This window comes from Enterobacter cloacae complex sp. R_G8, from assembly GCF_024599795.1.
GTDB classification, from domain to species: Bacteria; Pseudomonadota; Gammaproteobacteria; order Enterobacterales; family Enterobacteriaceae; genus Enterobacter; species Enterobacter dissolvens.
Window position 1 is genome coordinate 3,812,562 of sequence record NZ_CP102246.1, and the last position, 21,118, is coordinate 3,833,679.

The window sequence follows — 21,118 nt, forward strand, 5'->3', positions numbered from 1 at the left end:
TGAAGGGAAAACCATGCACACAACCCACAGCACGTTCGTTCTCGCCAGCCTCACCGTTCACCGCATCACCTTTGACCCCACCACCTTCACCGACGCCGATCTGCTCTGGCTCCCCCATCACGCACAGCTGGCTGACGCCGGACGCAAACGCAAAGCCGAGCACCTGGCGGGTCGCCTTGCCGCCGCGCATGCATTAAATAACCGCACGGTGCCGGGCATCGGCCCCAGCGGCGAACCGCTCTGGCCGCACGGGGTATCGGGCAGCATCACCCACAGCGGCACGAGGGCCATGGCCGTCGTCACGCACGAGCACCATGCGCTTCTCGGCATCGATTGCGAAGCGATCCTCCCCGACATGGAGGCCCGAGAAATCAAAGACGGCATCATTGATAACCAGGAAGAGAGTGTGCTGTCACGCGCGGGAAATCCGTTCGCCCTCGCCCTGACGCTGGTTTTTAGCGCCAAAGAGAGCCTGTTTAAAGCCCTCTTCCCGCGAGCGAAAATCTACATGGGATTTGACAGCGCCCGCATCACTACGCTCGACGAAGAGACGCTGACGCTGGCGCTGACCCGCCCACTGGCGGGGTTTAACGAAGGCACCCCCTTCACGCTGCACTGGCAACGTGATGGCGATGGGGTGATCACATTGCTGTCACGCTCTCCCGCCGCCTGGCCCTCACGCCCGTCACCACAAAGGTAACGATAAACACCAGCGCGAACAGTACCACAATGGTCGGCGCGGGCGCGCTGTCGAGAAAGAACGACAGAAAGACGCCGCTCACCGAGACCAGCATCGAGATCGCAACCGCCACCAGCAACGCCATATGGAAGCGTCGGGTGATCAACACCGCAATCGCGCCGGGCGCAATCAGCAGCGAAATCGACAGAATAATCCCCACCGCTTTCAGCGTCGCCACAATGGTCAGCGAAACCATGCACAGTAACCCGTAGTGCAGCCAGCGCGTGCGCAGACCGCTCGCCTGCGCCTGCTGATAATCAAAGCAGAACAGCAAAAAGTCGCGCCATTTCAGGCCAATCACCAGCGTAATCATCCCGGCGACGATACCGCTTTGCAGGATATCCATGTTGTTTATGCCCAGCATATCGCCGAACAGAATATGGTCGAGATGCACCTCAGGTTTAACGGCGATATAGAGGATCAGTCCGGCACCGAACATGCCGGAAAAGACGATCCCCATGACCGTATCCTGCTTGATGCGGCTGTTGTCCTTCAGGTATCCGGTGGCGACCGCGCAAAACAGCCCGGCAACAAATGCCCCCAGCGCCAGCGGCAGACCCATCATCCACGCCAGCACAACACCGGGAAACACCGCGTGGCTCATGGCGTCGCCCATTAATGCCCAACCTTTGAGAACCAGAAATACCGACAGCAATGCGCAGGGAACGGCCACCAGGAGTGAAATCAGTAGCGCGTTGTTCATAAACGCAAACTGGAAGGGTTCAAGGAGCAGCGCCATCATGGGTGTGCCTCCTGTGCGCGACGTGCGCGACGGCGGCTGGCGAGCAGGCCATGCTTCGGTGCAAAGACGAATGCCAGCAGGAACAGCAGCGTCTGGGCGACCACGATAATGCCGCCGGTCGCGCCGTCCAGATAGTAGCTGGCCCACGCGCCGAGGAAGCTGGTGATGCTGCCAATGGCGACCGCAATCATCAGCAGGCGCGGAAAGCGGTCGGTCAGCAGCCACGCGGTCGCACCGGGGGTGACCACCAGACAGATCACCAGAAACGCGCCGACGGTTTGCAGCGCCGCCACGGTAGAGACCGCCAGCAGGGTAAAGAAGAGGATTTTCAGGCGTTCAGGACGCAGGCCGATGGCGCGGGCGTGGTTCTCATCAAAAAAGGTCACCATCAGATCTTTCCATTTGAACAACAGAATGAGCATTGACACCACGCCGATAATCGCCAGCTGGACAATATCTTCCGGAGCAATCGCGAGGATATTACCGAGGACGATAGTCTGAATATTTACCGAGGTTGGGTTGAGCGACACCATAAACAGACCCAGACCGAAAAAGGAGGAAAATATCAGTCCGATAATAGCGTCCTCTTTCAGGCGGCTGCGCTGGTTCAGAAAAAGCATGCTCCCCGCCGCCAGCCCGCCCGATAAAAACGCCCCCAGCGAGAACGGCAGGCCGAGCATGTAAGCGCCCGCCACGCCCGGTACGATAGAGTGCGAGAGCGCATCGCCAATCAGCGACCAGCCTTTGAGCATCAGGTAACAGGAGAGAAAGGCGCACAGCCCGCCCACCATCGCCGAGACCCACATCGCGTTGAGCATGTACTCATAGCCGAAGGGTTCAAGAAGCGCGTTCATTTTGCCCCCTGACGGTGGGTAACGAAGGGCCGCTCGTCGTCAGTAATGATGCGCTCTTCAGAGCCGCTGAGCACCACGTGACGCAGCACGCCGCTGAAGGCGCGTTCAAGATTCTCGGCGGTGAAGGTAGTTTCCGTCGGGCCGCTCGCCAGCACGGTACCTTTGACCATCACCGTGTAATCGCAAAACTCCGTCACCGAACCTAAGTTATGGGTCGAGACCAGCATCGTTTTGCCCTCGTCGCGCAGTTCCCGCAGCAGGCTGATAATTCTGGCTTCGGTTTTGACATCCACGCCGGTAAAAGGCTCGTCGAGCAGGATCACCTCCCCCTGTTGGGCAATCGCCCGCGCCAGAAAAATGCGTTTCTTCTGCCCACCGGACAGCTCGCCAATCTGGCGATGACGCAGGTCGAGCATATCCACGCGCTTCAGCGCATCGTTCACGATACGACGATCGTTCTCCTTAGGCCGACGCATAAACCCCATATGCCCGTAGCGCCCCATCATCACCACGTCTTCAACCAGCACCGGAAACGACCAGTCGACCTCTTCCGACTGGGGCACATAGGCGACGAGATTCTGATGCAATGCACGATGAGGCGGCATGCCCAGAATGGCGATGTTGCCATTCGCCGCCCGTACAAAGCCCATTATTGCCTTGAACAGCGTGGACTTGCCGGAACCGTTCACCCCCACCAGCGCGGCAATCGATCCCCCCGGCACGTTAAACGAGGCGTCACGCAGCGCCGTGTGACCGTTGCGGTAGGTCACGGTAAGGTCTGTGACGGCAATCCCCTTTTGCATAGTTACTCCTTCATGCCGTCACGGATGCCCTGCACCAGCGTGCGGGTGGTGACGTTCAGCAGATCGATATAGGTCGGCACCGGGCCGTTTTCCGCGCTCAGGGAGTCAACGTACAGTACGCCGCCGTAATGGGTGTCGGTTTCGCGCGCCACCTGACGCGCGGGCTTGTCGGAAACGGTGCTTTCGCTGAATACCGCCGGGATATGATGTTTTTTCACCAGGTCGATCACCTTGCGCACCTGCTGAGGCGTGCCCTGCTGATCGGCATTGATCGGCCAGAGATAAAGCTCTTTCAGGCCCAGATCGCGCGCCAGATAGGAGAAGGCCCCTTCGCTGGTCACCATCCAGCGTTTGTCTTCCGGGATCTCCGCCACCTGCTTACGCAGCGGTTCGAGGGTGGCGGTGATCTTCTGCTTGTAGGCTTCGGCATTTCGCTGATAGGTCTGCGCATTCGCCGGGTCGTACTTCACCAGCGCATCGCGAATGTTGTCGACGTAAATCAGCGCGTTGTCCGGCGACATCCACGCGTGCGGGTTGGGCTTGCCGTTGTACGGCCCTTCACCGATCCCCATCGGCGTGATGCCTTTGGTGACGATCGCTTCCGGCACGCCGTTCAGATGCTGATAAAAGCGCTGAAACCAGAGTTCGAGATTCATACCATTCGCCAGAATCAACTGTGCTTTTTGCGCGCGTTTGATATCGCCCGGCGTGGGCTGATACTCATGGATTTCAGCGCCCGGTTTGGTAATCGATGTCACTTCTGCGGCGTCTCCCGCCACGTTTTTCGCCATATCAGCGATAACGGTAAAGGTGGTTATAACCTGGAACTTTTCAGCCGCCAGCGCGCCGGTCGTGGTCGCGGTCATGAGCAGCGCGCCGAGTAACAGACGCTTCAATCCTTGCCGTAGGTGCATCGCAGAAGTCTCCTGAGGTGGTTAAATTCAAAGCAGAATTAGCCCGTGCTATAAGGTATAGCACAGGCTATATTTAAATGAAAATGGTTATCATTAAAGTTGTGTCAACCTGGACTGTCAGGTGGAATTTTTAGGAAATGTGCTTTCTTTTTTCTCTCACGGTCAGGAGTATTATTTACGACCAATACCCATACTAAAAACAGGGAATTTGCATGCCGGTTAATGAAAGAATTCACCCCACTTCAGGAACCCCGATTAATCCGGGCGGGATCCGACAGCTCACAATTGGTGAAATCGCCCTGGCGAAGACGCTTTACGGTAATAGCATTCGCTATCATCTGGTTTGGGTGCACAGGGAAAGCTATCTTCCTTTTAATTTGCAACCCGTTGATGTGGCGATGAGTCCCAATGGGGAGATGTGGTATAGAGAGGAAACGTATTCGCCGGATTTTTCGCTAGAAGATGACATTGTTAAAAAACATCGATTCATGCATGAGATGATGCATGTCTGGCAAACTCAAAAAGGAATGTTTGTTAGAACAAGAGGCTTATTCTCGGGCATTGCTGACTATACGTATAGTTTAGATAAAGCAGATTTACAGCATTATGGGTTAGAACAACAGGCATCTATTGTAAGTGATTACTGGCTATTGAAATACTTTGGTTTGGAGAGGAATGAAGAATTATTACAATACAGAGACTTAAAACTTAGGGAAAGCTTGTATTTCCTTCTGCAGAAATACAAAAATGTCTTAAAGGGATTTCCAGGATGAAAAACACATTTATCATCTTTATCCTCTGCATTTTAATAACTGGATGTCCAGGAGGTAATCGCGCTCCCAAAAACAGATTTACGTTTATTAATGGCAACCACTTATGTTTTAGCATCGATAAAAATGATGTCCTGAACTTTTACACTATTTATTCAAGCAAAGATCATAAAATTACTATCGTAACAGGGTCGGAATATAAAAATTTAAACATCTCCTACCCGGACACATGTTTAAATATAAAATGGGAAAATGGACGTACTTACGTTATTCATTACGGATTAAACAATAAAAAATATGTACACCAATTTGATGTCGATAATAACGGAAAACAAATCAACTTAGGAGAATTATAATGTCATTACCCGCTTACTTATTTCTCTTCGATGAGAACGGAATGCAGGTTCAGGGCGACTGTATAATGCCAGGCCGGGAAGGTGCTATTGAAATCATGAACAGCAGTTATGGCATTAAGCAGGCAGTGGACAGCCATACCGGGAATATGACCGGAACACGGCAGCATAGTCCGGTTATCGTGCATAAGCAATTAGATAAAGTGAGCCCTTATCTTGCCGTTGCCTCCTGCGAGGGCAGACGGCTGCAAAAAGCCATTATCAAATATTATGAAATTGTTGAAGCGGGAGCAGAAAGGGAGATCTACGCCATTACGCTTGATAGCGTAGTGATCTCATCTCTGGATTTCACGCACGTTTATTACCCAGGCAGCTCAGCACCGAATATGCATGAAGTTGTGGGACTTCGATTCCGGGGCATTCAGTGGAATTATGTGAAAGGCAATATTCTTTATGCCGATTCATGGATGAAACCAGCTCAGAAAGAGAAGAGTAACGCATAATTTATCTGGCTCATAAAGATCAATGCATGCTGCCGTTCAGAAACGGCGATCCTGGCATTCCCTGGATCGCCTGGTTAATCTTAAGCGCTACCCTTTTCCACTTTCGTTCACGGGCAAATCCCCCGTATCAATTAACGCTCCCGGAAACGTCTCCAGCCACTTCATCATCTTCAGTTTGTTGGTATAAGTTGCACTGACGCCTTCCAGACAGCCCCACAGCTCACGGGAATTTTGCGGCGTAATCACAATACAATCCGGCATCACGCGGATCTTCACGGCTATTCCTGCTTTAAACCCTGCGCGGGTTAACCACGCGCCGGTTAACGGCAGATAGTTGCGCTCCATTCGAGTATAAAGTTCCACACAGGCGGAACCCGCCTCTCCTCTTTCATGAAGATACGCAGAGTGAACCGGCTCGTCATGCAACGCCCGGATGCGTTTTTTGCGTAGCTTCTCGCGATTTTCTTGCTGAATCTCTAAATCTGCATTTTCTGTTTGGGCAATAGCCCGCTCTGGCATAGAATTCTTCGCAGCCATAATCAACTCCCTTTTAGTTGTTTGTGGTTAGCGGTATGGAGGTGGTCGCACACCTTTGTACCGCGATTCCTTTTCTTACCTTTTTATATCCTGTTTATAGCTCACATTGCTGTGTTAATTGCCGAAATTATACCACCATGGATAAATGCACAGGTAAGCTTCAGCAGTAAATATATGAAAAATGCGACAAGGCTCGAAAAAAATGCAAGACAAACATTCCTCTTTTATTAATCACCGAGCTTTATATAAAACAATAATTTCATGAATAGCGTTTTGACAATTGGCATGTTATTTTAAAGACCAAGTTTTAGAATAACTTATTAAGTGTCTTATCCAAACGATATAAGGTTATAAAAAAGTTAAAATCTTTCACCTTACGCCTTAAGTTTATGTAATTTAACAAACAATAATTAGCATAATAAATATATTGAATACATATAAGACTACACCCAGCGATAAACATCCATTTCAGTGGACTGGCTGTTATGTTAATCCATGACATAATCCCACCCCAACCCGAAAGACCACCCACAATTAACATTACAAATGGCAACCAAAGTATGTTATTTTTAAGATTAACCTCTGCATTTTGATACTCATAAAAGCCTTTCACTAGAAACAAGGACTTACAAAACTTCCCTCGTTCTTTTTTGCTTGCAAGAAAGTATTCCAATATATATATGTTCAACTGGAAATTATCACATAATTTATAATGAGATAATTTAAGCTCTTGCTTGTATTTGCTTAATAAATTTTCTTCATTAGCACTTTCGATTAGAAAATCTATTGCTTCAGCCTTCTTATCATCTGATAAAGAGAAGAAGGTTTCATTGGTAATAAACCTTTTCAAGTATGGTAGTAATGGAATAAATAATTTATAAATGCTTGTTAACGAGGTAATTTCCATTTACTGCTTCCTTAAACTATTTTTTTATCGCAAACTTCAAACTGGCTATTTTTGATATCATCAAAATGTACCATTTACAAGTAAATGGCGGGAGTTTTGATAAAAAATCGGCGCTATACCGAAGATATAGCGCCGTTCATTAACCGACTCTCAATTTACACATCCGGGAACATCACGCTATTCCCCGGCGCTTCCCTGTGCAGATGGATAAAGTTCAGGTGCCGTTCATACTGATCCAGAATGTCCGTAATCACCTGCTCCTTGCTGTAATCCATCAAATCATTCCCCTGGCTCCCTTCCAGCAGGAAGGTCTCCAGCCGGTAGTAGGTCGACTTCCCGCTGCGCGCCCGGTAGGTAAACCCGGGAACCGAATACTGCTGCGGCCAGATCTGATAAACAAAGTTCTGCTCGTCGCCCATATGCACCAGCAGATCCAGGTGCCCCAGGGTCTCGCCCTCTTCCGGCGGCAGGTTTTTCAGCTCCACGTAAGCCCCGCGTAATCGCAACTCCTGCGCCACCTCTTCCATGGCCGGGTAACAGACCGTCTCCATCATCTGGCTGGTATAGCGCGTGCCCGGGTAGTTCATCAGGCGTGAGAGACGTTTCTTCCAGCTCAGTCTGTCCTGGGCGCCCATCGGACGCGGCGCGGTGTCGCGGCTGGCGCTGACGCGGCGGTAATCTTCCACCTTGAGCGATTTGTACAGCCCGGCCATTACAAAGAAGATCACAAAGCTGAACGGCAGACCCATGATCACCGTGGTGTTCTGCAAGGCGGAAATCCCGTTGGTCATCAGCATGCCGAGCGTCAGCAGGCCAATGGCCACCGACCAGAAGATGCGCAGCCAGTTTGGCGCATCGCTGTTGATGTCCTTCAGCTTCGAGGTGAAGTTCCCCAGCACCAGCGCACCGGAATCCGCCGAGGTGACGTAAAACAGCAGGCCGGTAATGGTGGCAACGGAGGCGCTAAAGGTGAACGCCGGATACTGCGCCAGCAGGCTGTAGAACCCGCGCTCCGGATGCACCATCGCCTCCTGCGCAAACGCTGCGTCACCGTGAATGATTTCAAACAGCGCGCTGTTGCCAAACACCGAGAGCCACAGCAGGGTAAAGGTGAACGGGATAATCAGCGTGCCCATCACAAACTGGCGAATGGTGCGGCCACGTGAAATACGCGCCAGGAACAGGCCGACAAACGGCGACCACGCCACCCACCACGCCCAGAAGAACAGCGTCCAGTTGTTCATCCACTCCACCGGGCGGTCAAAGGCGAAGCTGTTCAGGGTCATGCCCATAAAGCGGTTTATGTAGTCGCCCACGTTCAGCACTAAGGCATTGAGCAGGAATGACGTATCACCCATAAACAGCACAAACAGGATCAGACCCAGCGCCAGAGCCACGTTCAGCTCGGAGAGCACGCGGATACCTTTATCCACACCGGACGTCACCGAAATGGTGGCGATAATCACCGACAGCGCAATCAGCGCCGCTTTCGCCGCCATCGAATCCGGAATATCAAACAGCACGCTCAGCCCGTAGTTGAGCTGCACCACGCCAATCCCGAGCGTTGTCGCGATACCAAAGATGGTGCCGATCACCGCCGCAATATCCACGCTGTGACCAATCGGGCCGTTTATCTTTTTACCGAAAATCGGGTACAGCGCGGAGCGGATGGTAAGGGGTAAATTATAACGATAGCTAAAGTATCCGAGCGCCATCCCCATCAGGGCGTACATCGACCAGCCGGTCAGGCCGTAGTGGAACAGCGTCCAGACCATCGCCTGGCGCGCGGCCTCCATCGTCTGCCCTGCCCCTTCCGGTGGCTGCATATATTGTGTGACCGGTTCGGCCACGGAGAAGAACATCAGGTCGATGCCAATGCCCGCGGCAAACAGCATCGCAGCCCAGCTCAGCAGGCTGAACTCGGGTTTTGACTGTTCGGGCCCGAGTTTCACCGAGCCAAAGCGCGAACAGGCAATGCAGACGACAAAGACAATATAAAGCGTCGCCGCCAGTAAATAGTACCAGCCGAAGGTCTTCGACACCCAGTTCAGGGTGCGCCCAATCCACTCGGCAGAGAAGTCTCTAAAGAAGATCGTCATCAGGGAAAACAACAAAATCAGTCCTGCGGAAGTATAAAAAACAACCGGATTGATTTTGTCCTTTTCTCTGTTTTGCGAAAGATCTGTCATCCAGTATCCCCACTGTTTTTGTAACTATTAAAATCCAAATCCGCAACAATTAAGACACATTTTATATTGAACGTCCAATCAAAAACCGCTTTAATGGTTAACCAACGCTGATGAATGGAGTGGCAAAAATGCCCAAAGTGGGGATGCAGCCGATCCGGCGCAGGCAACTGATCAACGCCACGCTGGAAGCAATAAATGAAGTGGGAATGCATGACGCGACCATCGCGCAGATCGCCCGTCGTGCGGGCGTCTCCACGGGGATCATCAGTCACTACTTCAGGGATAAAAATGGTCTGCTGGAAGCGACCATGCGCGACATCACCGGCCAGCTGCGCGATGCGGTCCTGAGCCGCCTGCACGCCCTGCCGGATGGCAGCGCAGAGCAACGCTTGCAGGCCATTGTCGGCGGCAATTTTGATGAAACGCAGATCAGCAGCGCGGCAATGAAAGCCTGGCTGGCCTTCTGGGCGAGCAGCATGCATCAGCCGATGCTCTACCGGTTGCAGCAGGTGAGCAGCCGTCGTCTGCTCTCAAACCTGGTGTACGAGTTCCGCCGCGAACTGCCGCGCGAACAGGCCCAGGAGGCAGGCTATGGCCTCGCGGCACTGATCGACGGGCTATGGCTGCGCGCGGCCCTGAGCGGCAAACCGCTGGATAAAAACCTTGCCCAGTCGCTCACCAGCCACTTCATCAGCCAGCATTTATCGACCGATTAACCGAGGAGAATTTATGTCCCGAATGGCAGAACAGCAGCTTTATATCAATGGTGGTTATACATCCGCCACCAGCGGTCGCACCTTCGAGACCATCAACCCGGCCAACGGCGAGGTTCTGGCGACCGTACAGGCCGCCGGGCGCGAGGATGTCGATCGCGCCGTACAAAGTGCACAGCAGGGGCAAAAAATCTGGGCGGCGATGACCGCCATGGAGCGTTCTCGCATCCTGCGTCGCGCTGTCGATATCCTGCGCGAGCGTAACGATGAACTGGCGAAACTGGAAACCCTCGACACCGGTAAAGCGTATTCCGAAACCCGCACCGTGGATATCGTCACCGGTGCGGACGTGCTGGAGTACTACGCGGGGCTGATCCCGGCGCTGGAAGGCAGCCAGATCCCCCTGCGAGACACTTCTTTCGTTTACACCCGTCGTGAGCCGCTGGGCGTGGTCGCGGGTATTGGCGCGTGGAACTATCCGATCCAGATCGCCCTGTGGAAATCCGCTCCGGCGCTGGCGGCGGGCAACGCGATGATCTTCAAACCGAGCGAGATCACCCCGCTCACCGCCCTGAAGCTTGCGGAGATCTACACCGAAGCGGGTCTGCCGGACGGCGTGTTTAACGTTCTGCCGGGCGTGGGCGCGGAGACCGGCCAGTTCCTGACCGAGCATCCGGGCATCGCGAAAGTCTCCTTCACCGGCGGCGTCGCCAGCGGCAAAAAGGTGATGGCGAACTCGGCGGCCTCGTCCCTGAAAGAGGTGACGATGGAGCTGGGCGGTAAATCGCCGCTGATTGTGTTTGACGACGCGGATCTCGATCTCGCCGCCGACATCGCCATGATGGCCAACTTCTTCAGCTCCGGCCAGGTGTGCACCAACGGCACCCGCGTGTTCGTACCGGCGAAGTTCAAAGCCGCGTTTGAGCAGAAAATTGTTGAACGCGTGGGCCGCATCCGCGCGGGCGATCTGTTCGATGAAAACACCAACTTTGGCCCGCTGGTGAGCTTCCCGCACCGCGACAACGTGCTGCGCTATATCGCCAAAGGCAAAGAGGAAGGCGCACGCGTGCTGTGCGGCGGCGACGTGCTGAAGGGCGACGGCTTTGACAACGGCGCGTGGGTCGCCCCGACCGTGTTCACCGACTGCACCGACGAGATGACCATCGTGCGCGAAGAGATCTTCGGGCCGGTGATGTCCATCCTCACCTATGAATCTGAAGAAGAGGCTCTCCGCCGCGCTAACGATACCGACTACGGGCTGGCGGCGGGCATTGTCACTGCCGATCTGAACCGCGCCCACCGCGCGATTCATCAGCTTGAGGCGGGGATCTGCTGGATCAACACCTGGGGTGAATCCCCGGCGGAGATGCCGGTTGGCGGCTACAAACACTCCGGCATTGGCCGCGAAAACGGCATGATGACGCTCCAGAGTTACACCCAGGTGAAGTCCATCCAGGTTGAGATGGGTAAATTCCAGTCCATATTTTAACCGGGAGGTTTTTTTGCAATTTGACTACATCATTATTGGTGCCGGCTCTGCCGGCAACGTTCTGGCAACACGACTGACTGAAGATCCGAACACCACCGTGCTGCTGCTTGAGGCGGGCGGCCCGGATTACCGTTTTGACTTCCGCACCCAGATGCCCGCCGCGCTGGCATTTCCCCTGCAGGGCAAGCGCTACAACTGGGCGTACGAAACCGAGCCTGAGCCGTACATGAACAACCGCCGCATGGAGTGCGGACGCGGTAAAGGGCTGGGCGGGTCGTCGCTCATCAACGGCATGTGCTATATCCGCGGCAACGCCATGGATCTGGACAACTGGGCGAAAGAGCCGGGTCTGGAGCACTGGAGCTATCTCAACTGCCTGCCCTACTACCGTAAGGCCGAAACCCGCGACGTGGGTCCGAACGACTACCACGGCGGCGACGGCCCGGTGAGCGTCACCACCTCGAAGCCGGGCGTGAACCCGCTGTTTGAGGCGATGGTCGAAGCCGGGGTACAGGCGGGCTATCCGCGCACTGACGATCTCAACGGCTATCAACAGGAAGGCTTCGGCCCGATGGACAGGACGGTCACGCCGCAGGGGCGACGCGCCAGCACCGCGCGCGGCTATCTGGATCAGGCGAAACAGCGACCGAACCTGACCATCCGCACCCACGCCATGACCGATCGGATTCTGTTTGACGGCAAGCGCGCCGTGGGCGTTGAGTGGCTGGAGGGTGAAAGCACCATCCCGTCAAAAGCCACAGCAAACAAAGAGGTGCTGCTGTGCGCCGGGGCGATTGCCTCTCCGCAGATCCTGCAGCGCTCCGGCGTGGGCAACGCGGAACTGCTGAAGCAGTTCGATATTCCGCTGGTGCACGATCTGCCCGGCGTGGGCGAAAACCTGCAGGATCACCTGGAGATGTATCTCCAGTACGAATGTAAAGAGCCGGTCTCCCTCTACCCTGCCCTGCAGTGGTGGAACCAGCCGAAGATTGGCGCCGAGTGGCTGTTTGGCGGCACCGGCGTGGGCGCGAGCAACCACTTCGAAGCGGGTGGGTTTATCCGCAGCCGGGAAGAGTTCGAATGGCCGAATATTCAGTACCACTTCCTGCCGGTGGCGATTAACTACAACGGCTCGAATGCGGTAAAAGAGCACGGCTTCCAGTGCCACGTTGGGTCGATGCGCTCACCAAGCCGCGGGCACGTGCGTATTAAATCGCGCGATCCGCACCAGCATCCGGCGATCCTGTTCAACTATATGTCCCACGAGCAGGACTGGCAGGAGTTCCGCGATGCGATTCGCATCACCCGCGAAATCATGCATCAGCCCGCGCTGGACAAATACCGTGGCCGCGAAATCAGCCCGGGGGTTGAGTGCCAGACCGACGAACAACTGGACGAGTTCGTGCGTAACCACGCTGAAACCGCCTTCCACCCCTGCGGGAGCTGCAAGATGGGCTATGACGAGATGGCGGTGGTCGATGGCGAAGGCCGCGTTCACGGGCTGGAAGGGTTACGCGTGGTGGATGCGTCAATTATGCCGCAGATCATCACCGGCAACCTGAATGCCACCACCATTATGATTGGCGAGAAAATAGCTGATGCCATTCGCGGGTGCGAGCCGCTGGCGAAGAGTACAGCGGCGTATTATGTGGCGAACGGAGCGCCAGTTCGTCAGCAAACGCAGAAGGTATAATTGCTACACCCTCTCTGTAAAAGGAGAGGGTTTTCAATATGAATTGTCCATTTAAAAAATCTGTTTTTATCTATAAGAATTAAATATTAGCAAGACAATTAATTTAATTATTTAAAAGTGTGTTGACACTCTGCCCCACGAGAATTAAGTTTTAATCGAAGTCTGTTCCTGCCTTTATACAGAATATATCGCAATCAGCATTAAAGAATATGTCATGGTTCTTTAATGGCTTCCTGCATTTTATTTATTTTGCATCACCCGACAGTGAGATAACATCATGAATAATAGTGCAAACCGCGTCGTCGTGATCACCGGCGCCAGCAGCGGTATCGGTCAGGCTGTTGCTCTTCATTTAGCGAATAAAGCGTTTTCTCTGGTACTGGTCGCACGTCGTCTGGACAGAATAAACGCCCTTGTCGACAACATCACTCAGACAGGTGGACAGGCCATCGCCGTGCAGGCCGACGTAACCCGCCAGGAAGAGGTTCAGAAAGCCATCGATGCTGCCGTAGCGGCCTGGCAGCGCGTGGATGTGTTGATCAATAACGCCGGATTTATGGCTATCGCCCCCATCAGCGAGCGGAAAACCGATGAATGGGATCGGATGATCGATACCAATATCAAAGGGGTCTTGTATGGCATCGCCGCCGCGCTGCCGGTGTTTCAACGTCAGGGCAGCGGACACTTTATCAACGTGGCGTCCGTGGCGGGCATTCGGGTGCTTGCCCCTGGCGGGGTCGTCTACAGCGCCACCAAATTCGCCGTCCGCGCGCTGAGCGAAGGGCTACGCCAGGAGGCAGGCAAAACTATCCGCACCACGCTTATCTCTCCGGGGGCTGTCGAAAGTGAACTGCAGTACGGCAGTTCTGATAAAGAAAGTCTGGCGTTTCTCGCAGAATTCTATAAGCAGGCGATCCCGGCAGAGGCCATTGCCCGGGCCGTTTTATTTGCAATCGAACAACCCAGCGACGTTGATGTCAATGAAATTATTGTCCGACCGACGCAGGAAGAATTTTAGCATGCCTTAAATAATACTGAATGAGGTGTCATTATGATTAAATCATTAACGTCCTTATCAGATTTAAATATGCGAACCGGGGCCGATATTCTTCTCGAAGTGCTGGAGAGTGAAGGCGTGGAATATATTTTCGGTAACCCTGGCACCACCGAACTCCCGCTAATAGATGCCCTGCTCCGGCATGAAAATATTCACTATATTCTGGCCCTGCAGGAGAGCAGCGTGGTCGCCATTGCCGACGGGTATGCAAAAGCGTCCGGCAAAACCGGGTTTATCAATTTACATACCGCCAGTGGTCTTGGGCACGGCATGGGGAATTTAATTAATTCCCGGATCATGAAAACGCCGCTGGTGGTCACCGTCGGTCAGCAGGATACGCGCCACTATGTGCGTGATCCGCTTCTGTATGATGACATTGTCTCCATTGGCGCGCCGGTGACGAAATGGGCACAGGAGGTCACCAGTGCCGATCAGCTGCCGGTGCTGGTTCGCCGCGCATTTCACGCTGCCAGCTATCCCCCTGCCGGACCGGTGTTGCTCTCCCTGCCGATGAACGTGATGGAAGAGCTCAGCGATGCCGGGATACAAACGGCGTCCAGAGTAAACTACCACACCGTTGCCGGTTCGCTGGACGAACTGGCGGAGGAGCTGAGCCAGGTGCCCGCCGGGAGGATCATGATCGTGGCCGGGGATGAAGTTCACTCCAGCGGCTCAACGCCGGAGATTGTCCAGCTGGCGGAAACGCTGAGCGCCCATGTTTATGGCTCTTCCTGGCCGCTGAACCTGCCCTTCCCCACGCAACACGCCCTCTGGCGCGGCAATATGCCCACCACCGCCAGCGAGATCGCCAGCATCGTGAACACCTACGACGCGGTATTTATTATCGGCGGCAGAAGTTTGATCACCATTTTGTACAGCGAAGGGGACGCCATCCCGGGAAGCTGTGCGGTTTACCAACTCTCCGCCGATATGAACGAACTTGGCCGGACGTATGCCACACGGCTCTCGGTAATGGGAGATATCAAACTATCCCTGCGCGAACTGCTGCCGAAGCTGGAACAGCGCCTGCTTGCCAGCACGCTGACCCACCAGCGGTTGCTGATTGCGGCCCGCGATGAACGTGAAAAAGAGTGGCAGCAGCAGGAGGAACGTCTGTCTGCCGAGCGGCTACGCCCGACGATTGCCCCGATGGTCGCGGCCTGGGAAGTCATCCGCGCCATTCCGGCGGGCACCACTATTGTCGATGAGGCGATTGCCACCGCCAGGCATGTCCGCCGGTTTATCTCTGACCAGCAGCATCAGCGCTACTACTTTATGCGCGGCGGCGGACTGGGCTGGGGAATGCCTGCCGCCGTGGGCCACTCACTGGGCCTTGGCCGCGAGCCGGTCGTATGCCTGCTGGGTGACGGTGCCTCACTCTACTCGCCGCAGGCACTGTGGACCGCGGCACATGAAAATCTGCCCGTCACCTTTATTGTGATGAACAACAGGGAGTACAACATCCTGAAAAACTTTATGAAAAGCCAGGCAGACTACAGCTCGACACAGCTGGGACGTTTTATCGGGATGGATCTGGTTAACCCGCATATCGATTTTCAGTCGCTGGCCACCGCCATGGGCGTTCAGTGCTGCCGGGTAACCGAGGCTGCAGATATCGCCGGAGCGGTAGCACGCGGACTGCAGTCAGGAAAAACCAATTTAATTGAAATCGCGATTTCTGCGGATTAACCACGGGCATGCGTTATTCCCGCAGGGCATAAGCAAAGCAGAATTTCGACTTTGCGTAAGACATCAGCCAGCCTAACGTAACGGAATATAAAACAAACAATATATCTTCTTCAGGGATCGCTATGACGAAAAAATTGCTGCCGTTACTGGTGCTGGCTGCGCTTTCCGGCGCGGCGCACGCCGCCACGCCCTCCAACACGCTGGTTGTCGCCCAGGGCCTGGATGACATTGTGAGCCTCGACCCGGCAGAAGCCAACGAGCTCTCCAGCATCCAGACCGTGCCGAGCCTGTATCAGCGCCTGGTACAGCCGGACCGCGATAACCCGGAAAAAATTACCCCGATTCTGGCGGAAAGCTGGGACGCCGACGCGGCAGCAAAAACCCTGACCATCAAGCTCAAGCCCGATGCCAAATTTGCCTCCGGCAACCCGCTACGCCCGGAAGACGTGATCTTCTCGTATACCCGCGCCGTGACGCTGAACAAATCCCCGGCCTTTATCCTCAACGTGCTGGGCTGGGAGGCGAGCAACATCGCCAGCCAGCTGAAAAAAGTGGATGACCACACCGTGCAGCTCCACTGGACAGCGGACGTCAGCCCTGCCGTGGCGTTGAATATTCTCTCCACGCCGATTGCCTCTATCGTGGATGAGAAGCAGGTGGCGGCCAACGTGAAAGATAACGACTTTGGCAACGCGTGGCTGAAAATGCACTCAGCGGGCAGCGGCGCGTTCAAAATGCGCGTCTATCAACCGCATCAGGCTATCGTGCTGGAAGCCAACGACTCCGCCCCCGGCGGTGCGCCAAAGCTGAAAAGCATCATTATTAAAAACGTCCCCGATCCGGCTTCACGCCGCCTGCTGATCCAGCAGGGTGATGCCGACGTGGCGCGCGATCTGGGTGCAGACCAGATTAGCGCGCTCGAGGGCAAGCCGGGCGTGAAGGTGCTGAGCATCCCGTCCGCCGAGCAGAATTACCTGGTGTTTAACACCGGCAATAGCGCCAACCCGCTGTTAAATAACCCGGCCTTCTGGGAGGCGGCGCGCTGGCTGGTAGACTATGACGGCATCACCAAAAACCTGCTCAAAGGCCAGTATTTTGTTCATCAGAGTTTCCTGCCGGTCGGCCTGCCGGGCGCGCTGGAAGACAATCCGTTTAAATTTGACCCGGCGAAAGCGAAAGCAATCCTCGGGAAAGCGGGCATTAAAGACGCGCACTTCACCCTGGACGTGGAGAACAAGGCGCCGTTTATCACCATCGCCCAGTCGATGCAGGCGAGCTTCGCGCAGGGCGGCGTGAAGGTGGATCTGCTGCCCGCAGCGGGTAGCCAGGTGTACGCCCGCGTGCGTGCGAAACAGCATCAGGCGGCCATTCGTCTGTGGATCCCGGACTACTTCGATGCACACTCCAACGCCAGCGCCTTCGCATGGAACGACGAAAAATCCAGCACCGTGGCCGGACTTAACGGCTGGAAAATTCCGGAGCTGAACAAGGCTACGCTGGCGGCGGTTGCCGAGCCGGATCCAGCAAAACGTCTGGATCTGTACAAGAAGATGCAGGAACAGTTACAGCATAACTCGCCGTACGTGTTCGTTGACCAGGGCAAAACCCAGATTGTGGTGCGCGATAACGTGAAGGGGTATCAGCAGGGGCTGAACGCGGATATGGTCTGGTACGATCGCGTTACGAAGTAGCTTTTCCCCCTCTCCCTGTGGGAGAGGGAGCCGTCCGTGCATGTTTTCAGGATAACGGTTTTCCCATGCCACATCTTTCCACCCGCGTGCTTCAGGGTCTGCTCACCCTGCTGCTCACGCTGTTCGGGCTGCTGCTCGTCACGTTTGCGCTCTCTGCCTTTTCCCCGGTCGATCGTGTATTGCAGATCGTCGGCGATCACGCCAGCCAGTCAACCTACAATCAGGTTCGCCACCAGCTCGGGCTGGATCGGCCCCTGCCCGTGCAGTTCTGGCACTATCTGCAAAACCTCGCCCACGGTGATTTAGGCACGGCCAGCGCCACCGGACAGCCGGTACTGCAGGATCTGCTGCACGCCTTTCCCGCCACGCTCGAACTGGCAACCCTGGCGCTGATTATCGGTACCGTACTAGGCGTGATTGCCGGGGTGTTGTGCGCCCGCTACGCCGGATCGCCGCTCGATTTAGCCCTTCGCACGCTCACCCTGCTCGGCAACTCGGTGCCGATTTTCTGGCTCGGGCTGCTGATGCTGGCCCTGTTCTACGCGAAGCTGCAGTGGAGTGCGGGTCCCGGCAGGCTGGACGACATCTGGCAGTTTACCGTGGAGCCGAGGACCGGCTTTGCGCTGGTGGATACCTGGCTTTCCGGCGACCGGGAGGCATTTCGTAATGCCATAAGCCATCTGGTACTGCCGGTGCTGCTGCTGGCGTACTACTCGCTGGCAAGTATCACCCGCCTGACGCGCTCCGCCTGTCTGAGCGAGATGAACAAAGAGTACATTCTGCTCGCCCGCGCCAAAGGGGCCGGGGAGATGAGCATCCTGCTGCGACACGTGCTGCCCAACATACGCAGTACGCTGCTGACGGTCATCGCACTGGCCTACACCAGCATGCTGGAGGGCGCGGTATTAACCGAAACCGTCTTCTCGTGGCCGGGCATCGGGCGCTACCTCACCACCGCCCTGTTCGCCGGCGATACCACCGCGGTGATGGGCGGTACGCTGCTGACTGGCGTCTGCTTTGTGCTGATCAATAACCTTACCGACCTGCTTGTGCGGGCGACCGATCCCAGGGTGCGCTGATGCCGTTCTCTATTTTCTTACGCCGCCTGCGCCGCTCCCCCGCCGCCTTTTGCGGACTGATTGCCATCGCGCTGCTGGTGCTGATCGCCCTTTTCGCGCCGTGGCTTGCGCCGCTTGATCCCAACTGGCAGGACGCCGCCGCGCGCCTGCAGGCACCGAACGGCCAGCACTGGCTGGGGACCGACAGCTACGGGCGGGATCTGCTCTCGCGTTTAATTTACGGCACCCGTCCGGCGCTGGGGCTGGTGGCTTTAGTCACCGTGATCACCCTGCCCGCCGGTCTGCTGGTGGGGATTTTGTCCGGCTACTACGGCGGCTGGCTGGAGCGCATTCTGATGCGCTTTACCGACGTGGTGATGTCGATGCCGCGCCTGATCCTCGCCTTCGCGTTTGTGGCGATGCTCGGCCCCGGCCTGGTTAACGGCGCGCTGGCGCTGGCCTTAACCACCTGGCCGGCCTACGCGCGTCAGGCGCGGAGTGAAATTCAGCGCCTGCGCCACAGCGATTATCTGGCCGCCGCCGAGATGATGGGCATTCGCGGCCTGCGGCTGCTGGTGGGTCATATTCTTCCGTTGTGCCTGCCCTCGGCGATTGTGCGTTTAGCGCTGGATCTGGCGGGGATTATTCTGGCCGCCGCCGGGCTGGGTTTCCTTGGCCTCGGCGCCCGTCCGCCAATGGCCGAATGGGGGGCGATGATTGCTGACGGTATGCAGGTGATTTTCGACCAGTGGTGGATTGCCGCCATTCCGGGCGGCGCGATCCTGTTCGCCAGCCTGGCCTTTAACCTGCTGGGCGATGGCCTGCGTGATGTACTGGAGCCGCAACATGACTGAACAACGCGTCATCGTCGATGCGCTGACTATCGACTACCCCGCCGCCCGCGTGGTCAATAACCTGAGCTTTACGTTAGGCAACGAGCGGCTGGCGCTGGTGGGCGAATCCGGCTCGGGCAAATCGATGTCAGCCCGCGCCCTGATGGGGCTGGTACGTAAGCCCGGCGTAGTGAGTGCCCGGCAGCTTAACGTGCTGGGCAACAATGTGCTGACGATGAATACCCGCCGCTGGCAGGCGCTACGCGGCAACGGCATTGCGATGGTATTGCAGGATCCCCGTTATGCCCTCAACCCGGTGAAAAGCATTTTTGCCCAGCTTGACGAGGCGCTGACCTTGCATCAGCGCCTGCCCCGTGCAGAGCGCGTGGCGCGCATTCATGACATTGTTCGCGCCGTCGGGCTGAGTGAAAACGTGCTGGCGCGTTATCCCGGTGAACTCTCTGGCGGCATGGGCCAGCGGGTAATGATCGCCATGGCGCTGATCAACAACCCACAGGTGCTGATTGCCGATGAACCCACCTCGGCGCTGGACGCGCGCCTGCGCAACCAGATCCTCGAATTGCTGGTACAGCAGTGCGAAGCCCGGCAGATGGCGATGCTGCTCATCAGCCACGACCTGCCGCTGGTGGCAGAGCACTGCGACCGCGTGCTGGTGATGTATCAGGGCGAGAAGGTCGATGAGATGGCGGCAAGCCAGCTTTCGCAGGCGACGCATCCCTACACGCGCACCCTGTGGACCTGCCGGCCAAACGCCGACACGTACGGCCAGATGCTGCCAACGCTCGACCGCACGCAGCCCTGGAAGGAGGCAAACAATGGCCCTCGTTGACGTCAATCAGCTTCAGGTCACCTTCGGTGAGAAAACGGCGGTGTCCGGTGCCCGTTTTACCATCGAAAAAGGCGAAACGTTCAGTCTGATCGGTGGCTCCGGCTGCGGTAAATCGACCCTGTTGCGCGTGCTGGCGGGGCTGCAGCGCGAGTGGCGCGGAAGTCTCTCTCTGTTGGGCGAAACAATACAGCCAGGGCAGCGTTTTACCGGCCCGCTGCGCCGCAACGTGCAGATGGTGTTTCAGGATCCGTGGGCCTCGCTGCACCCGAACCACACGCTGTTGCGCACGCTGTCGGAGCCGCTGAAAATCCACGGCGAGACGCAGATTGCACAGAAAGTGGCGGATGCGCTACAGCAGGTGGGGTTATCCGCCGATGCGGGTAAGCGCTACCCGCACCAGCTTTCCGGCGGCCAGCGTCAGCGCGTGGCGATAGCCCGTGCGCTGCTGTTGCGCCCGCAGCTACTCCTGCTGGACGAACCAACCACGGCGCTGGATATGTCGGTGCAGGCAGAAATTTTGAATCTGCTCAACCGCCTGAAAGCCGAGCACGGCATGACCTATCTGCTGGTCAGCCACGATGCGGACGTGATTGCGCATATGTCCGACCGGGCGGCGTTTATGGCGCACGGGGAGATCCAGCGGGTGTTTGATCGGGAGGCGATGTTAAGGGGTGAGCACAGGATGGGGTAACCCGTGCGGCGGCGAGCGCCGAACGGGTTTTCCAGGCCGGGTA

At 56.0% G+C, this 21,118-nt stretch carries 21 protein-coding genes; 14 read left to right on the forward strand and 7 right to left on the reverse strand.

Features of this window, described 5'->3' with window-relative positions; translation table 11 throughout:
* The first annotated feature begins 13 nt into the window (after nt 1–13).
* Nucleotides 14–700, forward strand: a complete 687-nt coding sequence (gene entD / locus NQ842_RS18110) for an enterobactin synthase subunit EntD (RefSeq protein WP_257256155.1) — start codon at nt 14–16, stop codon at nt 698–700.
* Here entD and sitD read toward each other — a convergent pair.
* Genes sitD through NQ842_RS18130 form a run of 4 tightly spaced genes read right to left on the reverse strand, consistent with a single transcriptional unit; the run spans nt 642 to nt 4,052 of the window.
* Nucleotides 642–1,481 carry an iron/manganese ABC transporter permease subunit SitD gene (gene sitD / locus NQ842_RS18115; protein WP_257256157.1) on the reverse strand — a complete coding sequence of 280 codons (840 nt, stop codon included), beginning with the start codon at nt 1,479–1,481 and terminating at the stop codon, nt 642–644. The genes entD and sitD overlap by 59 nt on opposite strands.
* Nucleotides 1,478–2,335, reverse strand: coding sequence for an iron/manganese ABC transporter permease subunit SitC (gene sitC / locus NQ842_RS18120; RefSeq protein WP_257256158.1), 858 nt, complete (start codon nt 2,333–2,335; stop codon nt 1,478–1,480). The genes sitD and sitC overlap by 4 nt, the downstream gene beginning before the upstream one ends.
* Complete coding sequence (locus tag NQ842_RS18125) at nt 2,332–3,138, reverse strand: manganese/iron ABC transporter ATP-binding protein (RefSeq protein WP_014831028.1); 807 nt, start codon at nt 3,136–3,138, stop codon at nt 2,332–2,334. The genes sitC and NQ842_RS18125 overlap by 4 nt, the downstream gene beginning before the upstream one ends.
* 2 nt (nt 3,139–3,140) lie before the next feature.
* The gene (locus NQ842_RS18130; RefSeq protein ID WP_306672635.1) at nt 3,141–4,052 is read right to left on the reverse strand and encodes a metal ABC transporter substrate-binding protein; all 912 of its coding nucleotides are present in this window, start codon (nt 4,050–4,052) and stop codon (nt 3,141–3,143) included.
* Between the two features lie 212 nt (nt 4,053–4,264).
* Here NQ842_RS18130 and NQ842_RS18135 point away from each other — a divergent pair, with 212 nt between their 5' ends.
* The 3 genes from NQ842_RS18135 to NQ842_RS18140 are packed head-to-tail and all read left to right on the forward strand — an operon-like array spanning nt 4,265 to nt 5,678.
* Complete coding sequence (locus NQ842_RS18135) at nt 4,265–4,825, forward strand: hypothetical protein (RefSeq protein ID WP_048972624.1); 561 nt, start codon at nt 4,265–4,267, stop codon at nt 4,823–4,825.
* Nucleotides 4,822–5,178: a putative T6SS immunity periplasmic lipoprotein gene (locus NQ842_RS23430; RefSeq protein WP_048972623.1), complete on the forward strand. Its 357-nt coding sequence runs from the start codon at nt 4,822–4,824 to the stop codon at nt 5,176–5,178. The genes NQ842_RS18135 and NQ842_RS23430 overlap by 4 nt, the downstream gene beginning before the upstream one ends.
* Nucleotides 5,178–5,678: a type VI secretion system tube protein Hcp gene (locus NQ842_RS18140; RefSeq protein ID WP_048972622.1), complete on the forward strand. Its 501-nt coding sequence runs from the start codon at nt 5,178–5,180 to the stop codon at nt 5,676–5,678. Before NQ842_RS23430 ends, NQ842_RS18140 begins: the two co-directional genes overlap by 1 nt.
* A gap of 87 nt (nt 5,679–5,765) precedes the next feature.
* On the opposite strand, the gene NQ842_RS18145 is transcribed toward NQ842_RS18140, so the two are convergent.
* The 3 genes from NQ842_RS18145 to betT all read right to left on the reverse strand — a co-directional run bounded on the left by NQ842_RS18145 (nt 5,766) and on the right by betT (nt 9,311).
* A complete protein-coding gene (locus tag NQ842_RS18145; protein ID WP_080344330.1) occupies nt 5,766–6,215 on the reverse strand; it encodes a SymE family type I addiction module toxin in 450 nt (149 codons plus the stop codon).
* A 307-nt stretch (nt 6,216–6,522) separates the two neighbouring features.
* A complete protein-coding gene (locus NQ842_RS18150) occupies nt 6,523–7,122 on the reverse strand; it encodes a hypothetical protein (RefSeq protein ID WP_257256159.1) in 600 nt (199 codons plus the stop codon).
* 155 nt (nt 7,123–7,277) lie between these two features.
* Complete coding sequence (gene betT / locus NQ842_RS18155) at nt 7,278–9,311, reverse strand: choline BCCT transporter BetT (RefSeq protein WP_014831023.1); 2,034 nt, start codon at nt 9,309–9,311, stop codon at nt 7,278–7,280.
* A 128-nt stretch (nt 9,312–9,439) separates the two neighbouring features.
* Between betT and betI the strand changes: the two genes are divergently transcribed.
* From betI to NQ842_RS18205, 10 genes are all read left to right on the forward strand, one after another.
* Nucleotides 9,440–10,027, forward strand: coding sequence for a transcriptional regulator BetI (betI, locus tag NQ842_RS18160; protein ID WP_014831022.1), 588 nt, complete (start codon nt 9,440–9,442; stop codon nt 10,025–10,027).
* 13 nt (nt 10,028–10,040) lie between these two features.
* Nucleotides 10,041–11,513: a betaine-aldehyde dehydrogenase gene (gene betB / locus NQ842_RS18165; RefSeq protein ID WP_257256160.1), complete on the forward strand. Its 1,473-nt coding sequence runs from the start codon at nt 10,041–10,043 to the stop codon at nt 11,511–11,513.
* 13 nt (nt 11,514–11,526) lie between these two features.
* Nucleotides 11,527–13,206: a choline dehydrogenase gene (gene betA, locus NQ842_RS18170; RefSeq protein ID WP_047362463.1), complete on the forward strand. Its 1,680-nt coding sequence runs from the start codon at nt 11,527–11,529 to the stop codon at nt 13,204–13,206.
* Nucleotides 13,207–13,483: 277 nt separating this feature from the next.
* On the forward strand, nt 13,484–14,224 hold the full coding sequence (locus tag NQ842_RS18175) for an SDR family oxidoreductase (RefSeq protein WP_014831019.1): 741 nt from the start codon (nt 13,484–13,486) through the stop codon (nt 14,222–14,224).
* Nucleotides 14,225–14,257: 33 nt separating this feature from the next.
* Nucleotides 14,258–15,952 (forward strand): thiamine pyrophosphate-binding protein, encoded by a 1,695-nt coding sequence (locus NQ842_RS18180; RefSeq protein WP_257256161.1) that lies wholly within the window; start codon nt 14,258–14,260, stop codon nt 15,950–15,952.
* 122 nt (nt 15,953–16,074) lie between these two features.
* Entirely contained in the window at nt 16,075–17,643 is a 1,569-nt protein-coding gene (locus NQ842_RS18185; protein WP_257256162.1) for an ABC transporter substrate-binding protein, read from the forward strand.
* A 65-nt stretch (nt 17,644–17,708) separates the two neighbouring features.
* The gene (locus NQ842_RS18190) at nt 17,709–18,722 is read left to right on the forward strand and encodes an ABC transporter permease (RefSeq protein ID WP_257256163.1); all 1,014 of its coding nucleotides are present in this window, start codon (nt 17,709–17,711) and stop codon (nt 18,720–18,722) included.
* Nucleotides 18,722–19,555 (forward strand): ABC transporter permease, encoded by an 834-nt coding sequence (locus tag NQ842_RS18195; RefSeq protein ID WP_096928192.1) that lies wholly within the window; start codon nt 18,722–18,724, stop codon nt 19,553–19,555. Before NQ842_RS18190 ends, NQ842_RS18195 begins: the two co-directional genes overlap by 1 nt.
* On the forward strand, nt 19,548–20,384 hold the full coding sequence (locus tag NQ842_RS18200; RefSeq protein ID WP_257256164.1) for an ABC transporter ATP-binding protein: 837 nt from the start codon (nt 19,548–19,550) through the stop codon (nt 20,382–20,384). Before NQ842_RS18195 ends, NQ842_RS18200 begins: the two co-directional genes overlap by 8 nt.
* Nucleotides 20,371–21,075, forward strand: a complete 705-nt coding sequence (locus NQ842_RS18205; RefSeq protein ID WP_257256165.1) for an ABC transporter ATP-binding protein — start codon at nt 20,371–20,373, stop codon at nt 21,073–21,075. The genes NQ842_RS18200 and NQ842_RS18205 overlap by 14 nt, the downstream gene beginning before the upstream one ends.
* The last annotated feature ends 43 nt before the right edge of the window (nt 21,076–21,118 follow it).

What these genes read in the sequence shown, in the direction of transcription:
- entD (WP_257256155.1), top strand. Translation starts at nt 14, where the DNA reads ATGCACACAACCCACAGCACGTTCGTTCTCGCCAGCCTCACCGTTCAC.
- sitD (WP_257256157.1), bottom strand. Translation starts at nt 1,481, where the DNA reads ATGATGGCGCTGCTCCTTGAACCCTTCCAGTTTGCGTTTATGAACAAC.
- sitC (WP_257256158.1), bottom strand. Translation starts at nt 2,335, where the DNA reads ATGAACGCGCTTCTTGAACCCTTCGGCTATGAGTACATGCTCAACGCG.
- NQ842_RS18125 (WP_014831028.1), bottom strand. Translation starts at nt 3,138, where the DNA reads ATGCAAAAGGGGATTGCCGTCACAGACCTTACCGTGACCTACCGCAAC.
- NQ842_RS18130 (WP_306672635.1), bottom strand. Translation starts at nt 4,052, where the DNA reads ATGCACCTACGGCAAGGATTGAAGCGTCTGTTACTCGGCGCGCTGCTC.
- NQ842_RS18135 (WP_048972624.1), top strand. Translation starts at nt 4,265, where the DNA reads ATGCCGGTTAATGAAAGAATTCACCCCACTTCAGGAACCCCGATTAAT.
- NQ842_RS23430 (WP_048972623.1), top strand. Translation starts at nt 4,822, where the DNA reads ATGAAAAACACATTTATCATCTTTATCCTCTGCATTTTAATAACTGGA.
- NQ842_RS18140 (WP_048972622.1), top strand. Translation starts at nt 5,178, where the DNA reads ATGTCATTACCCGCTTACTTATTTCTCTTCGATGAGAACGGAATGCAG.
- NQ842_RS18145 (WP_080344330.1), bottom strand. Translation starts at nt 6,215, where the DNA reads ATGGCTGCGAAGAATTCTATGCCAGAGCGGGCTATTGCCCAAACAGAA.
- NQ842_RS18150 (WP_257256159.1), bottom strand. Translation starts at nt 7,122, where the DNA reads ATGGAAATTACCTCGTTAACAAGCATTTATAAATTATTTATTCCATTA.
- betT (WP_014831023.1), bottom strand. Translation starts at nt 9,311, where the DNA reads ATGACAGATCTTTCGCAAAACAGAGAAAAGGACAAAATCAATCCGGTT.
- betI (WP_014831022.1), top strand. Translation starts at nt 9,440, where the DNA reads ATGCCCAAAGTGGGGATGCAGCCGATCCGGCGCAGGCAACTGATCAAC.
- betB (WP_257256160.1), top strand. Translation starts at nt 10,041, where the DNA reads ATGTCCCGAATGGCAGAACAGCAGCTTTATATCAATGGTGGTTATACA.
- NQ842_RS18175 (WP_014831019.1), top strand. Translation starts at nt 13,484, where the DNA reads ATGAATAATAGTGCAAACCGCGTCGTCGTGATCACCGGCGCCAGCAGC.
- NQ842_RS18180 (WP_257256161.1), top strand. Translation starts at nt 14,258, where the DNA reads ATGATTAAATCATTAACGTCCTTATCAGATTTAAATATGCGAACCGGG.
- NQ842_RS18185 (WP_257256162.1), top strand. Translation starts at nt 16,075, where the DNA reads ATGACGAAAAAATTGCTGCCGTTACTGGTGCTGGCTGCGCTTTCCGGC.
- NQ842_RS18190 (WP_257256163.1), top strand. Translation starts at nt 17,709, where the DNA reads ATGCCACATCTTTCCACCCGCGTGCTTCAGGGTCTGCTCACCCTGCTG.
- NQ842_RS18195 (WP_096928192.1), top strand. Translation starts at nt 18,722, where the DNA reads ATGCCGTTCTCTATTTTCTTACGCCGCCTGCGCCGCTCCCCCGCCGCC.
- NQ842_RS18200 (WP_257256164.1), top strand. Translation starts at nt 19,548, where the DNA reads ATGACTGAACAACGCGTCATCGTCGATGCGCTGACTATCGACTACCCC.
- NQ842_RS18205 (WP_257256165.1), top strand. Translation starts at nt 20,371, where the DNA reads ATGGCCCTCGTTGACGTCAATCAGCTTCAGGTCACCTTCGGTGAGAAA.